Annotated in this window: 8 protein-coding genes; 7 read left to right on the forward strand and 1 reads right to left on the reverse strand. The window is 64.6% G+C overall.

Features of this window, described 5'->3' with window-relative positions; genetic code table 11:
* Nucleotides 1-183 precede the first annotated feature (183 nt).
* From C7I56_RS01985 to C7I56_RS01995, 3 genes are all read left to right on the forward strand, one after another.
* Nucleotides 184-2,187, forward strand: a complete 2,004-nt coding sequence (locus tag C7I56_RS01985) for an autotransporter assembly complex protein TamA (protein ID WP_106638864.1) — start codon at nucleotides 184-186, stop codon at nucleotides 2,185-2,187.
* Nucleotides 2,184-6,371: a translocation/assembly module TamB domain-containing protein gene (locus C7I56_RS01990; RefSeq protein ID WP_245409557.1), complete on the forward strand. Its 4,188-nt coding sequence runs from the start codon at nucleotides 2,184-2,186 to the stop codon at nucleotides 6,369-6,371. The genes C7I56_RS01985 and C7I56_RS01990 overlap by 4 nt, the downstream gene beginning before the upstream one ends.
* Before the next feature lie 92 nt (nucleotides 6,372-6,463).
* Nucleotides 6,464-7,882 carry an amino acid permease gene (locus C7I56_RS01995; RefSeq protein WP_106638866.1) on the forward strand — a complete coding sequence of 473 codons (1,419 nt, stop codon included), beginning with the start codon at nucleotides 6,464-6,466 and terminating at the stop codon, nucleotides 7,880-7,882.
* Nucleotides 7,883-8,345: 463 nt separating this feature from the next.
* Here C7I56_RS01995 and C7I56_RS02000 read toward each other — a convergent pair whose 3' ends face one another.
* Entirely contained in the window at nucleotides 8,346-9,632 is a 1,287-nt protein-coding gene (locus C7I56_RS02000) for a dicarboxylate/amino acid:cation symporter (protein WP_106638867.1), read from the reverse strand.
* A 104-nt stretch (nucleotides 9,633-9,736) separates the two neighbouring features.
* Between C7I56_RS02000 and glmM the strand changes: the two genes are divergently transcribed.
* From glmM to C7I56_RS02020, 4 genes are all read left to right on the forward strand, one after another.
* A complete protein-coding gene (glmM, locus tag C7I56_RS02005) occupies nucleotides 9,737-11,071 on the forward strand; it encodes a phosphoglucosamine mutase (RefSeq protein ID WP_106638868.1) in 1,335 nt (444 codons plus the stop codon).
* Nucleotides 11,068-11,883, forward strand: a complete 816-nt coding sequence (gene thiD / locus C7I56_RS02010) for a bifunctional hydroxymethylpyrimidine kinase/phosphomethylpyrimidine kinase (RefSeq protein WP_106638869.1) — start codon at nucleotides 11,068-11,070, stop codon at nucleotides 11,881-11,883. Before glmM ends, thiD begins: the two co-directional genes overlap by 4 nt.
* 50 nt (nucleotides 11,884-11,933) lie before the next feature.
* A complete protein-coding gene (locus C7I56_RS02015) occupies nucleotides 11,934-12,536 on the forward strand; it encodes a ribonuclease HII (protein ID WP_106639587.1) in 603 nt (200 codons plus the stop codon).
* A gap of 309 nt (nucleotides 12,537-12,845) precedes the next feature.
* Nucleotides 12,846-13,979 carry a site-specific DNA-methyltransferase gene (locus C7I56_RS02020; RefSeq protein ID WP_106638870.1) on the forward strand — a complete coding sequence of 378 codons (1,134 nt, stop codon included), beginning with the start codon at nucleotides 12,846-12,848 and terminating at the stop codon, nucleotides 13,977-13,979.
* Nucleotides 13,980-14,516: the final 537 nt, after the last annotated feature.

Raw genomic sequence — 14,516 nt, forward strand, 5'->3', positions numbered from 1 at the left:
GCCCTCCCCCTTGATGGGGGAGGGTGGGGTGGGGGTGATGCTTCCGGAAAAGGCAGTGCCCTACGTCGTAGATCACCCCCACCCAGCCTCCCCCATCAAGGGGGAGGGGCTAGAAGAGCAGGGGGAGCGCCAGGAAGCACAATCGCCCTAGCGCCCCCTCGCATCTCGGGTTAACCTTCCCCCATGTTGCAAGTCGCTGCGGGGCGGCAGGTAGCGGCCCTCCTCGCCGCGACAGCCCTTATTCACTGGTCATCGCCCCTCGCGGCGCAGGACGCGTCTGCGTCCCAAGAGGCCGTGGCGCAGGATCCCGGCCTGCCCGAACTGCCGCTCGATCCTTCGGCGCCGCTCGATCCGATGCCCGATCTGGGCCTCGACTGGCCCGACCTCGAAACGTCGGGCGACGCCGCTATCCCCGATCTTCCCGAAACCCCGCTTGCCGACGCGGCGACGGAACGCTCCTATACGGTGGCGATCCGGGGCCTGTCCGGCATCGCGGGCCTCCTCGAGGAATTCAACGCATTGTCGGTCCTTGAGGCCAATCGCGGCGATCCGGCCAACGCGGCGCAGATTGACCGGCGCGCCGAGGAGGATAGCGAACTCCTGACGCAGCTCCTGCGCGCGCGTGGCTATTATGATGCCTTTGTCGAACCCGTCGCCGACGCGGCGAACGGTGCTGGTCAGGTGAATGTCATCCTCGAAGCCGAGCCCGGCCCGCTCTATCGCTTTGCCGACGTCAGCCTTCCCGGCCTCGATGCGGCCGAAGATGCTGATGAGGAGCGGCTTCGCCGCGCCTTTGGCGTCAAGCAAAACGATCCGGTCAACGCGGCCACGGTCAATCAGGGCCTTGCCGCCCTGCAGGTTGCGCTCGGTGAACAAGGCTATGCCTTTGCTCAGCTTGGCGATCTCGACATCATTGTCGATCACGATACGCAGACCGCGACACTGACGCTGCCCGTCACGCCAAATGGCGAACGGCGCTTCGGGCGCATCGTCGTGGAGGGCGATCCGCTTTTCTCCGCCGTGCATATCGGCGGCATCGCCCGCTTCCGCGAAGGCGATCCGTTCGAACGCTCGCGCCTCGACGATCTGCGCCGCGCCCTCGTTGCGTCGGGGCTTGTTTCAGCCGCCACGGTGCGGCCGGTGGTGAACGAAGCGACGGGCGCCGTCGACATTGCCGTCGCGCTGGAACGCGCACCGATGCGCACCATCGCCGGCGAAATCGGCTACGGCACGGGCGAAGGCTTCCGGATCGAGGCGAGCTGGCAGCACCGCAATCTCCTGCCGCCCGAAGGCGCCGTCACCTTCCGGGGCGTGCTCGGCACGCGCGAACAGGCGATTTCCGCGGCCCTGCGCCGCAACAATTTCCTTGGCCGCGATCAGGTGCTGAACGGCCTCGTCGCCGCTACACACGTCGAGCGCGAAGCCTATGAAGCGCACACCTTCACGCTAGCCGCCAATATCGAACGCCAGTCGAACATCATCTGGCAAAAGAAATGGACCTGGTTCTACGGCGCCGAATTGCTCGCGTCGGACGAACAGGACGTCGATATCGACAGCGGGCAAAGGCGCAGCCGCACCTTCCTGATCGGGGCGCTGCCGACGGGCCTCGCTTATGACGGATCGAACGACCTGCTCGATCCGACGCGCGGTTTCCGCCTCTCGGGCCGCCTGTCTCCGGAAGCATCCTTGCAGGGCAGCGTCTTTGGCTATGCGCGCGTCCAGCTCGACGGCAGCTACTATCAGCCCGTTAACGACCGCGTCGTGATTGCGGGCCGCGCCCGGCTCGGCACCATCGTCGGCGCGAGCCGCGACCGGATCGCGCCGTCCCGCCGTTTCTATGCGGGCGGCGGCGCGTCGGTGCGCGGCTATGGCTATCAGGCGCTCGGACCCCGCGATCCGATCTTCGACGATCCGATCGGCGGTCGCAGCCTGGCGGAATTCTCATTGGAGGCGCGCGTCCGCACGCCGCTGTTCGACGACAGCCTCAGCCTTGTGCCCTTCATTGACGCGGGGAACATCTACACGTCCGAAATTCCCGATGTGTCCGATCTCCGTTTCGGGGCAGGGATCGGCGTTCGCTATCATACCAATTTCGGTCCGATCCGTGTCGATGTCGGCACGCCGCTCAATCCGATCGAGGGCGATAGCCGCATCGCCGTCTACGTGTCGCTGGGGCAGGCCTTTTGACCGACACGGTGGCGATGGCGGAGCCGGTCCAGCCGCGCCGCAAGGGGGCGCACCCGCTTGTCCGCCTTGGCCGAATCGCCTTTGGCCTGTTCGTCGCGGCTTTGCTCGCGTTCGCATCCTTTCTTTATTATCTCGACACCGAAAGCGGCCACCGCTTCATCGTCCAGAAGATCGCCGAACAGACGCCGCGCTCGGGCCTGCGTATCCGCATCGGTGCGATCGAAGGCTCGATCTGGGGCGAAACGCGCCTTCGCGATGTGCGCCTCTACGATCCGCAGGGGCTTTTCGCCCACTCGCCGCAAATCAATCTCGATTGGGAGCCGATCGGTTGGGTCTCGAACCGTCTTCACATCAACAGCGCGACGTCGCGGCTCGTCGTGCTGGAACGGCTGCCAAAGCTGCGTCCCGCCGAAAAGCCGGGGCCGATCCTGCCCGGCTTCGATGTCTGGATTGACCGCCTCCGCGTAGAGGAAGTGCGCATCGCGAAGGGCGTGACGGGGGTCGAGCGCTCCGGCATTTTCCAGGGCCGCGCAGACATTCGCGAAGGCCGCGCCCTTATCGATATCGACGCAATGATCCGCGACGGCGGGGATCGCCTGTCTGTCCTGCTCGATGCGCAGCCGGACAAGAACCGCTTCGATCTCGACGTCCAGCTCGCCGCGCCGGAAAACAGCCTGGCGGGCGCGATCGTCGGGACGAAGCGCCCCATCCGCCTCGCCATCGAAGGCGACGGCAATTGGGCCGCATGGGCGGGCCGCGCGCGTCTCAATCTGTCCGGCCAGCCCAGCGCCGACCTGCGGCTGAAAGCGGAAAAAGGCACCTATTCCCTCACCGGCGCACTTGCGCCCGCGCAGTTCCTCAAGGGCAAGCTTGCCCGGCTGAGCGCGCCGCGCATCGCGGTGCAGGGCAGCGGCACCTTTGTCGACCGCCGCCTCGACGGGCGTCTTTCTCTCCGCTCCGCCGCATTGAAGATCGAAACGGCGGGCATCGTCGATCTCGCGACGAGCGCCTTTGAAAATGTCCGTATCGGCGCCGATCTGCTCCGTCCTCCCGCTCTGTTCCCGAACATGACCGGCAACCGCGTCCGCCTCGCTCTGACACTCAATGGTCCGTTCAAGGCCGCCGCCTTCGCCTATCGCGCCACCGCGCCGCGCATCGCCTTCGACCAGACCGGCTTTGAAGATGTGCGTGCGGAAGGAAGGGGGCAATTGAGCGATCCGCCGGTCACCGTGCCGGTCCGCTTCACCGCCCGCCGCGTCACCGGCGTTGGCGCGGTCGCGGGCGGAATCCTCGGCAACCTCCGCGTCGATGGCCTTCTCAAAGTCACCGCCCGGCAATTGAGCGGGGAGGGGCTCAGCCTCACCTCGGATAAGCTCAAGGGCAAGGTCAGCCTGTTTGTCGATCTCGTCACCGGGCGCTACGACGTCGTCCTCTCGGGCGGCATTACGCGCTATTACATTCCGGGCCTCGGCATCGTCGATGTGACGAGCGAGCTGAAGGTGGCGCCAGGCCCCAATGGCCGCGGCACGGTGGTGACCGGCACCGGCAAGGCCTGGGTGCGGCGGCTCGACAACAAATTCCTGCTGTCGCTCGCGGGCGGCCTGCCGCAGATCGAAACAAATCTCGTTCGCGGGCCCGATGGCGTGCTGCATTTCCGCAATTTACGCCTCCGCGCGCCGCAAATTGCGGTGAATGGCAATGGATATCGTCGCAAAAACGGCACTTTTCGCTTCGAAGGACGCGGAAATCAGGCCCAATATGGCCCGTTTTCGATGGTTTTGGACGGCAATATCAGCCGCCCGGCCCTGACGTTGAACTTCGACCGCCCCAACGCCGCATTGGACGTCAGGGGCATGCAGCTGACCCTACAGCCAGGCACTGAAGGCTACACCTACGACGCCTCCGGCAGCTCCCTCCTCGGCCCCTTCACCTCCGAAGGCGCGATCGTCCTTCCCGCCGCCGCTCCCGCCACTATCCAGGTCGCGGCCCTCCGCGTTTCCGGCACCACCGCCACCGGCTCCCTTCGCTCCGATCCCGGCGGTTTTACCGGTCAGCTCAACATCTTCGGCGGTGGTATGCGCGGCGCTCTTCTCTTCAATCCCCAGGGGGATATCCAGCGGATCGAGGCCCATCTCAATGCCGATCAGGCCACCTTCTCCGGACCGCCTCCACTCTCGATCGCGCGGGGGAAACTGGACGGCGTCATCCTCCTCGACCCCGCCGGAACTTCGGTCGAGGCCACCCTCGATGCTCGCGGTGTAAGGCGGGGCGCGGTCACCCTCGCCAACCTCTCCGCCAGCGCCAGCCTGCGTGGTGGCGCTGGGCAGGTGCGGGCCAATGTGACGGGCACGCGCGGCCGGGCTTTCTCCTTCCAGACCGTTGCCGATGTGGCCCCGGGGCGCCTGCGGATTTCGGGTAATGGCAGCATCGACCGCCGGCCCATCGCCTTGTCCAGCCCTGCCGTCCTGACCCGTGAGAGCGATGGCTGGCGGCTATCGCCAACCTCTTTGTCCTTTGCGGGCGGGTCGGCGGACGTCTCCGGCTTGTTCCTCTCGAGCCGCACCCAGTTCGATGCGCGAGTGGACGCGATGCCGCTTGCCGTGCTGGACATCTTCTTCCCCGATCTCGAACTTGGCGGGCTGGCCTCTGGAACGATCCGTTACGACGTGCCCGCCGACGGATCACTGCCCAGCGGTGCGATGAACATGCGGGTGAAGGGCCTGACCCGCGCGGGCGTCGTACTGTCTTCGCGGCCCGTCGACATGGGCATCGCCGCCAAGCTTGAAGGCCGCAATGCAGCCCTCCGCGCCGTTGCGGCAAGCGAGGGTAAGACGATCGGCCGCGCCCAGGCCCGGCTTTCGCCGCTCCCCGAAGGGGGCTCACTCCTCGCCCGCCTCAACGCAGCCCCGCTCTTCGCGCAAATCCGTTATAACGGCCCGGTCGACACGCTCTGGGGACTGACCGGCCTGGAATTGTTCAGCCTATCGGGCCCGGCCGCGATTGGTGCCGACGTGACAGGAACGCTCAACGATCCAGTCATCCAGGGGTCGCTCCGCGCGCAACAGGCCCGTCTTGAAAGCGCCATCACCGGAACAGTTGTCCAGAACCTCGCGGCATCGGGGAGGTTCGACGGATCGCGCCTGCTGCTCGACAGCTTTTCGGGCACGACGAAGAATGATGGCCGGGTAAGCGGGCGAGGGTCTTTCCTGCTATCGGCGCGCGGCCTTGGTATCGACCTCACCATGGATACGACCCGCGCGCAGATCATCGATCGCGACGACTTGAAGGCGCGGGTGACGGGACCGGTCCGCATCCAGTCCGACGGCGACGGTGGCGTCATTTCCGGCGATGTCGACCTCGTCAGCGGCCTCTTCCGCCTTGGCCGCGCGACGGCAGCTCAGCAGGTGCCCCGCCTCAACGTCAAGGAAGTGAACGGACGCGAAAATTGGGCGGCGAGCGCGCCCGCAAGTCCCTGGCGCTACGACATCAATCTTCGGGCGCGGCGCGGGCTACAAGTGACGGGGCTCGGCATCTCCAGCGAATGGAGCGCGGACCTCAAGATTGGCGGCACGGTGAGCGCACCCGCCGTATCTGGCCGGGCCGACCTTGTCCGGGGCAGCTATGATTTTGCCGGGCGCACCTTCGACCTCGAACGCGGCGCGATCCGCTTTACGGGCAACAGTCCGCCCGATCCGACACTAGACATTGTCGCGGAAGGCGGCGTGCAGGGATTGAATGCGTCGATCCGCGTAACCGGCACTGGACTACGCCCGGAAATCGCTTTCACCAGCACGCCAGCCTTGCCGCAGGACGAACTTTTGAGTCGCCTGCTTTTCGGGACTTCGATCACCAACCTGTCCGCCCCTGAGGCTCTGCAGCTGGCATCAGCGGTCGCGGCCCTCAACAATCCCGGCGGCGGGCTCGATCCGATCAACGCGGTCCGATCCGCTGTCGGGCTGGACCGGTTGCGCATCCTTCCCGCGGACGTCGTCACGGGGCAGGGAACATCGATTGCCGCAGGAAAATATCTCGGCCGTCGCTTCTACGTGGAGGTCGTGACCGACGGCCGCGGTTATTCCGCGACGCGCATCGAATATCAGATCACCCGCTGGCTTTCGCTTTTGTCCAGCGTCTCGACGATCGGGCGCCACAGCGGCAGCGTGCGCGTGTCGAAAGATTATTGATCGCCTCGAACCGCTCCGGAAACATACTCGACAATCGCCTTCGCCGATGCCAGCCTGAAACGCAGCCGAATATAAACAAGCGGAGGGGGCGGATGCGAAATTGGAATGCGCGCAAGCGGATCGTGGCGGCCGAAGATCTGGCGCCGGAGCATCGCCTCACACCCTCGTTAAGCTGGCCGCATCTGATCGCGCTCGGCGTCGGGGCGATCGTTGGGACGGGAATCCTGACCCTGATCGGCGTCGGCGCAGACAAGGCCGGTCCCGCGGTCCTGCTCTCATTCGTGATTGCCGGCCTCATCTGCGCCTGCGCGGCACTGGCCTACGCCGAAATGGCGACGATGATCCCGGCTTCGGGCAGCGCTTACACCTACTCCTATGTGGTCATCGGCGAACTTGTCGCATGGGTGATCGGTTGGAGCCTGATCCTCGAATATTCGCTGGTCGTGAGCGCGGTGGCGGTGGGCTGGTCGGGCTATGCCGCGCCGCTTCTTGAAGCGTCGATCGGAATGCCGATGACCCTGATGGAGGGGCCGCACGCCGGCGGGATCGTCAACCTGCCGGCTATCTTCATCATCGCCATCGTTGCCGGGCTGCTTATCGCGGGAACGCGGGAAAGCGCGACGCTGAACGCCATTCTCGTGGTGGTGAAGATCATCGCTCTCGTCGTGTTCGTCGCCGTGTCGCTGCCTTATTTCAACGCCGCCAATTTCGATCCATTCATGCCCTTCGGCTTTGCCAAGACCATGGATGGAGAGGGCGTGGAGCGCGGCGTGATGGCGGCGGCGGCGATCATCTTTTTCGCCTTTTACGGTTTCGATGCAATCGCGACGGCCGCCGAGGAAACCAAGAATCCTGCCCGCGACTTGTCGATCGGAATCGTCGGATCGATGGTCGCTTGCGTTGCCATCTACCTGGCTGTCGCGGCGGCAGCGGTGGGTGCATTGGCCTATACGCGCTTTGCCAACAGCCCCGAGCCGCTTGCACTGATCCTGCGCGAGATCGGCAAGCCGGGCGCGGCAACCTATCTTGCCGCATCGGCGGTGATCGCGTTGCCCACCGTGATCCTCGCCTTCTTCTACGGGCAGAGCCGGATATTCTTCGTCATGGCGCGCGACGGGCTGCTCCCGCGCGGCCTGGCCCGCGTGTCCCGCCGGGGAAGCCCGACGCGCATCACCGTCTTCACCGCGATCATCGTCGGCGTTATCGCGGGGCTCTTCCCGCTCGACGAGATCGCGGCGCTTGCCAATGCCGGGACGCTGGCCGCCTTTGCCTCCGTTGCATTGTGCATGCTCATCATGCGCCGCCGCGAGCCCGGGACGCCGCGCCAGTTCCGCACCCCTTTGGCCTGGCCAGTCGGCCTGATCGCAATCGGGGGATGTCTGTATCTCTTCCTCAGCCTGCCACAACAGACGCAGCTCTATTTCCTGATCTGGAACCTGATCGGTCTTGCGGCATACCTGCTTTACGGCAGCCGCCGGAGCGTTGCTGCGCAACAGGCGCCTTCAGCCTGACGGTAGAGGCCATGGTTCCTTTCCGTCGCATGAAGTTGTTAAGTTTGATGAACTTCGCGGAACCTTGGCGTGCTGATTTCAAGGGGCTCACAGGCGATGAGGGCGACGCCGGTCGCCCAGCACCGTGACTTCCAAGACATGTTTTCGCGGCTGGCGGGAAAGCAGCTTACGGTGAAAAGCGGCGCTCCTATTCAGAGCGTGGTTGATCGCCTGTCCCAGGGTAAGGGCTTGTCCGCCGCAAACCGTGCTCTCCTGAAAGGCCTGTAGACCTTCATCTGGTCCGGGTGCTCAGGAGGGTGTTTTCCGTTTCACTATCCTTGACTTAGCGTGAAGCGCACCGGGTGCACCGCATGCGCGACGGATCGTGTCCGCGCCGGGCTCGCTAGGCCGATATTGCGGAATTTCTTTCGCGTATCAGATTGGCAAGCGTTCCCATCACCTTGTCTTAAGGTGTGGTAGCGCATCAACGCATTTCCACGCCGCTGTCGAGCAGAATGTCCTGTTCGCTCACCACCTCTTCGACCGCGACGCCGCTGCGCTTGGCGACAGTGGCCGTGGCCGCGACATCCATCGTGACGTTGCCCAATGTGCGGAAGATATCGGGCACTGTTTCCACCGCGATCAGCAAGGCGAGCGGCTCGATCGGGATGCCCATGACGATGCAGATAGGGGCGATGGAGGTGATGAAGCTCACCTGTCCAGGCAGGCTGACCGCGCCCAGGGTGGTCGTTGCGGCGGCGGCGACGCCCGCTGCGATCGCGGCCGGACCAAGTTCGATCCCGAACAGGTGCGCGACGTAGAATGCGACGGCAAGATTCATCGCCGGACCGGTCACGCGGAAAATAGCGACGGCCATGGGCAGGATGACCCCGGACAACGCGACGGGCACGTCTAACTTCTCAGTTCCGCGCAGCATGGCGGGGAGCGAAGCGAGCGAGGATTGTGTGCTGATCGCAACCGCCTGGCTCGGCGCGACAGCGCGCGCAAAAGTGCCAAGGCCGGTGCGTGCGCCGATAAGGGCGAGCGGGTAGGCAAGCGCCCAGACGACGATGCCGATCGCCGAGACGACGACCACATAGTGGATGAGCGCGCCGAACGCCGCCGTGCCTGCCTTTGCGCCAACCGCATAAGCGAGCGCAAGGACGCCGACCGGCGCCAGCCACAATATCCAGCCGATCATCACCAGCATCACATCGGAAATCGCGCGGAAAAAGGCGATCAGCTGATCGCGCGCCGCGGCAGGGATGCGGGTGAGCGCGAACGCAAAGACGAGCGTGAAGAGAATGAGCGGCAGGAAAGCATCATTCGCCGCCGCCGCGATCGGGTTGGTCGGTACGATGGAGCGGAAGAAGTCGGTAAGGCTCGGCACGTCGCCCACCGGCGTCGATCCGGCAATCGCGCCGCGCAAGGAGTCCGCGGCCTCACGCGGAAGCGGCCAGGCTTCGAGGATCATCGGCGTCAGCACAGCGGCGATGGCGGCGGAAATCCACAGCAGGACGATGAACAGAACGAGCGCGCGGCCCGCCACCTTGCTGGCCCGCGCCGCCTTGGCCGTCGCCGCGATGCCGGTAACAAGCAGGGAAACGACGAGCGGGACGATGGTCATTTGAAGCGCGTTCAGCCACAAACCGCCAATCAGGCTCGCCGTCGATACCGCTCCGTCGATCCACGTCCCGCCCGCGGATGCGCTGAACAGGCCAAGGGACAGGCCCAGGACAAGCGCGGCCAGGATGCGTGTCGGTTGGGACATGGATCGGCTTACTCCACAAGAGATGGTTCAAAAGCGGCGCCGGGGGCGCTAAAGCCGATGATCATGGGCGCTCGTTTTTTGCAGCGCAACAACAGGGTTTAGGAATGACGCGGAAATATTTCGGGACGGACGGGATCAGAGGCCGGACCAATCAGGGGGCGATGACGGCGGAAATGGCCCAGCGCGTGGGCCAGGCAGCGGGCGCACACTTCCTGCGCGGCGACCACCGCCACCGCGTTCTGATCGGCAAGGACACGCGGCTTTCGGGCTATATGATGGAATCGGCGCTGACCGCTGGCTTTACCAGCGTCGGCATGGATGTGGTGATGGTTGGCCCGGTGCCGACGCCGGCCGTGGCGATGCTCGCAAAGTCCATGCGCGCGGACCTTGGGGTCATGATTTCGGCCAGCCACAACAAGTATGTCGATAATGGCATCAAGCTGTTCGGGCCGGACGGCTTTAAATTGTCCGACGCGGATGAGCTGGCAATCGAGAAGCTGATAGACGACCTCCCGCCGCTCGTCCCTGCCGACCAGATCGGCCGTTCCCGCCGCATCGACGACGCGCAAGGCCGCTATATCCATGCCGCGAAGATGACCTTCCCGGATCACTTGAGCCTCGACGGCCTGCGCGTGGTGGTCGATTGCGCGAACGGCGCTGCCTATAAGGTCGCGCCGGAAGCTTTGTGGGAATTGGGGGCGGAGGTGATCGCGATCGGGGTGAAGCCCGACGGTATCAACATCAACGAAAATTGCGGCTCGACCGCGCCGGGCCTCCTTCAAAAAACAGTGATCGAAACGCGCGCCGACCTCGGTATCGCGCTCGATGGCGATGCGGATCGCCTGATCGTCGTCGACGAAAAGGGGCAAGTGGTGGACGGCGACCAGCTGATGGCGCTCATCGCCTGCAACTGGCAGGCGCGCGGCAAGCTGCGCGGCAATGGCGTCGTGGCGACCGTAATGTCGAACCTTGGCCTCGAACGGCATCTGGAAAGATGCGGCCTGTCCCTCATCCGTACCAAGGTCGGCGACCGCTATGTGCTCGAGGAGATGCGCAAGGGCGGCTACAATGTCGGCGGCGAGCAATCGGGGCACATGATCCTCACCGATTATGCGACCACGGGCGACGGCCTTGTCGCCGCGCTCCAGGTGCTTGCCGCGCTGGCGGGCGACGGGAAGCCGGCGAGCGAGCTTCTCCACCAGTTTGATCCGCTGCCGCAGCTTTTGAAGAATGTTCGCTTCACCGGCGGCCAGCCGCTGGAGGCGGAAAGCGTGAAGTCCGCAATCGCTGCGGGCGAACAGCGCCTTAACGGCAGCGGCCGCCTCGTCATCCGCAAATCGGGCACCGAACCCCTGATCCGCGTTATGGCGGAAGGCGAGGACGAGACTTTGGTCACTCAAGTGGTGGACGACATCTGCGCGGCGATCCAGACGGCGTGACTATCGCGCGCATCCTCATCATCGCAGGGTCTGACAGCGGGGGCGGCGCGGGCATTCAGGCGGACATCAAGGCGGTGACCATGATGGGTGGCCACCCGATGACCGCCATCGCCGCTTTGACCGCGCAGAACACACTCGGCGTCGAAGGCGTCCTTCCTGTGCCCGCCGATTTCGTGCTGCGGCAGATCGACATGGTCGCGTCCGACATCGGCGTGGATGCGGTGAAGATCGGCATGATCGGCGCCCCCGACACGGCGGAGCGGGTGGCCGAGCGCCTTGCTGCCTTCCAGAATATACCGATCGTCTTCGATCCGGTCATGGTCGCATCCAGCGGCGCGACGCTCGCCGACGAGGCGACGATCGCGGCATTCCGGAAATTGCTACAGGTGGCGACGATCGTCACTCCGAACGCGCCTGAGCTTGGCGTCCTGACCCACCGCTCCGTCACGAGCCATGAAGAGGCGGAGGAGGCCGCGCGGGCTCTCTCCACCGAGTGGAATGTCGCGGTATTGGCAAAGGGTGGCCATATCGACGGGCCGGTCCTGCGCGACACGCTCATAGGAGCAGATGGCACGACCACCCGCTTGGAAAGCCCCCGGCTCGACACGCGCAACACGCACGGCACCGGCTGTACCCTTGCTAGCGCCATTGCCACGGGCCTAGGTCAGCGTCGGCCGATTGCGGAAGCGGTCGATCGCGCTCGCGATTACGTCCAGCGCGCCATCGCCGCCGCGCCCGATCTTGGCGCAGGCCACGGGCCGCTCGGCCACGCGCTTGGCGGTATCCCCTACGAGCTGCGCGCGATGAGTTGAGCGCGCTTTGTCTGGCGAACCCTTCGGGCGAGGCTTATGATGACGCACAAATGACCGCGCCCTGCTTCAAGATCGAAAAGGACTATGCCGCCCCCATCGTCGGTGTGGACGAGGCGGGCAGGGGGCCGCTCGCCGGGCCCGTTGTCGCGGCTGCCGTGATACTCGACCGCAAGCACTGCCCGCGCGGGATCGATGACTCGAAGAAATTGTGCCTCGAAGTCCGCGAAAGCCTCTACGGCAAGCTCCAGCAGGTTGCCCGCATCGGCGTCGGCATCGCGACCGTGGAGGAGATCGACCGCTACAATATCCTCTGGGCAACGATGCTCGCCATGACCCGCGCGGTCGAGGCGCTGGGGATCGAGCCCGGCATGGTGCTCGTCGACGGCAATCGCTGTCCCAAATGGACATATCCCTCCACTGCGATCATCGGCGGCGACGCGAAAAGCCGTTCCATCGCCGCTGCTTCCATCATCGCCAAGGTGACGCGGGACCGGATGATGGCGCAATATTGCGACGAGCATCCGGGCTATAATTGGCGGTCCAACAAGGGCTACGGCACGCCCGATCACCGCGCGGCGCTCGACCGTTTGGGCCCGACGCCGCTCCACCGCCGCAGCTTCGCGCCGGTGAAGCAGCATCTGCTCGATCTATAACTCCCTCTCCCTGAGGGAGAGGGCTGGGGTGAGGGTGATCAGTTGCTGGCCGTCCTCACCCTCCCGCCGCTGCCGCGTCGGGGCCCTCCCTCTCCTGGGAGGAGAGGGATTGTTTAGGCCTTGAGTCTTTTCCGCCACACCACCTTATCTTGAGTCCTGCATTAACCACGCTGCCCCATATGTTGCGCCGGACTCCTTTCGTTCGCGGTGGCTGGATTCGTTTTGAACATTGCGCTCCAAGTCATTGTTCTTGACCCATGAGTCCCGCTGACTCAGGGTCGCGCCTCTTGTCCGACGGGGGTTATTTCGATGAGCGTTTTGCAGAAGGTCACGGCGCCGAAAAAGGGTGTGAAGGCGACGTCCGAGCCGAAGCGCGGCCTGCCGCTCAACTCAATTATCGAGGACGATTGCATCGCTGCGATGGCGTCATTGCCCGACGCCTGCGTAGACATGATCTTCGCCGATCCGCCCTACAATCTGCAGCTTGGCGGCGAGCTGTTTCGCCCCGAAGGCAGCCGCGTCGACGCCTGCGACGACGATTGGGACAAGTTCGACACCTTCCAGGCCTATGACGATTTCACCAAAAAGTGGATGAAGGAAGCCCGCCGCATCCTTAAGCCCAACGGCACGCTCTGGGTGATCGGCAGCTATCACAACATCTTCCGCTGCGGCGCGACGCTGCAGGACTTGGGCTTCTGGATCCTCAACGACATCATTTGGCGCAAGTCCAACCCGATGCCGAACTTCCGCGGCACCCGCTTCACCAACGCGCATGAAACCCTCATCTGGGCGTCCAAGAGCGAGGATAGCCGCTACACGTTCAACTACCGCACGATGAAGGCGCTGAACGACGATCTCCAGATGCGGTCGGACTGGGTGCTGCCCATCTGTTCGGGCGGCGAACGGGTGAAGACGGAAGGGGTGAAGGCCCATCCGACGCAGAAGCCCGAAAGCCTGCTCTACCGCGTGCTGCTCGCCTGCACGAACAAGGGCGATGTGGTGCTCGACCCGTTCTTCGGCACTGGCACGACCGGCGCCGTCGCCCGCCGCCTCGGCCGCCAGTGGATCGGCATCGAGCGGGAGAAGAAGTACGTCAAGGTCGCGAAGCAGCGCATCGCCTCCACCCTTGAGCTGGACGAGAGTGCGATGAAGACCATGGTCTCGAAGCGCCAGCAGCCCAAGGTGCCCTTCGGCGCGCTGGTTGAGACAGGGATGATCGAACCCGGTGCGGTGCTGACCGACAGCAAGCGTCGCTGGCAGGCGAAGGTGGGCGCGGACGCCTCCGTGACGCTGGCCGACAAGCAGGGCTCCATCCACCAGATCGGCGCCGCGGCGCAGGGGGCGCCGAGCTGCAATGGCTGGACCTTCTGGCATATCGAGCAGGGCGAGGGGCTGGTTTGCCTCGACGACCTCCGCCAGAAATATATCGCGGCTTTGGGCTGATCGCTGAAAGTTGGCGAAAGTTGCTGGGAGCGTGTCTCGTTGAAAGTGGCTGCGAGGGGGAATGGGCGCGGAAGGTTGCGCCCCTCTCGGGCGGAAGTTGGCGGATGTTTGCGGACCGTTGGCGAAGGCGGTGCGGAAGCGGATCGTTAAGCGCTTGAACGGGCCCCTTTCTCCCGCCAAGGTGCGGGTGAGGGGAGGGTGCCGTGAGCCGCCAGTTGATCAATGAATATCGCGCCGAGTTCGACCGGCTGCGCCAGATTTCGGGCAGCCGCCGCGAAGGCGTGCTGAGCGAGCCGTTCAAGGATCTCCTGAAACGCTGGAGCCGGAGCCAAGACCTCCAATTCGTTGCGCAACACCATATCCTGACACCGCAGAAGACCAACATCTATGTCGACGGCGCGCTGCTCCACACATTACGCGTGCCCTTCGGCTATTGGGAAGCGAAGGACGCCGACGACGATCTCGATACCGAGATCGCGGCCAAGTTCCGGAAAGGTTATCCCAAGGATAATATCATCTTTTCCGACGATCACACCG

The organism is Allosphingosinicella vermicomposti (assembly GCF_003012815.1).
In the GTDB taxonomy this organism is placed as follows: domain Bacteria; phylum Pseudomonadota; class Alphaproteobacteria; order Sphingomonadales; family Sphingomonadaceae; genus Allosphingosinicella; species Allosphingosinicella vermicomposti.

Coding starts and splice junctions, on each gene's coding strand:
- C7I56_RS01985 (WP_106638864.1), top strand. CDS start 184: ATGTTGCAAGTCGCTGCGGGGCGGCAGGTAGCGGCCCTCCTCGCCGCG.
- C7I56_RS01995 (WP_106638866.1), top strand. CDS start 6,464: ATGCGAAATTGGAATGCGCGCAAGCGGATCGTGGCGGCCGAAGATCTG.
- C7I56_RS02000 (WP_106638867.1), bottom strand. CDS start 9,632: ATGTCCCAACCGACACGCATCCTGGCCGCGCTTGTCCTGGGCCTGTCC.
- glmM (WP_106638868.1), top strand. CDS start 9,737: ATGACGCGGAAATATTTCGGGACGGACGGGATCAGAGGCCGGACCAAT.
- C7I56_RS02015 (WP_106639587.1), top strand. CDS start 11,934: ATGACCGCGCCCTGCTTCAAGATCGAAAAGGACTATGCCGCCCCCATC.
- C7I56_RS02020 (WP_106638870.1), top strand. CDS start 12,846: ATGAGCGTTTTGCAGAAGGTCACGGCGCCGAAAAAGGGTGTGAAGGCG.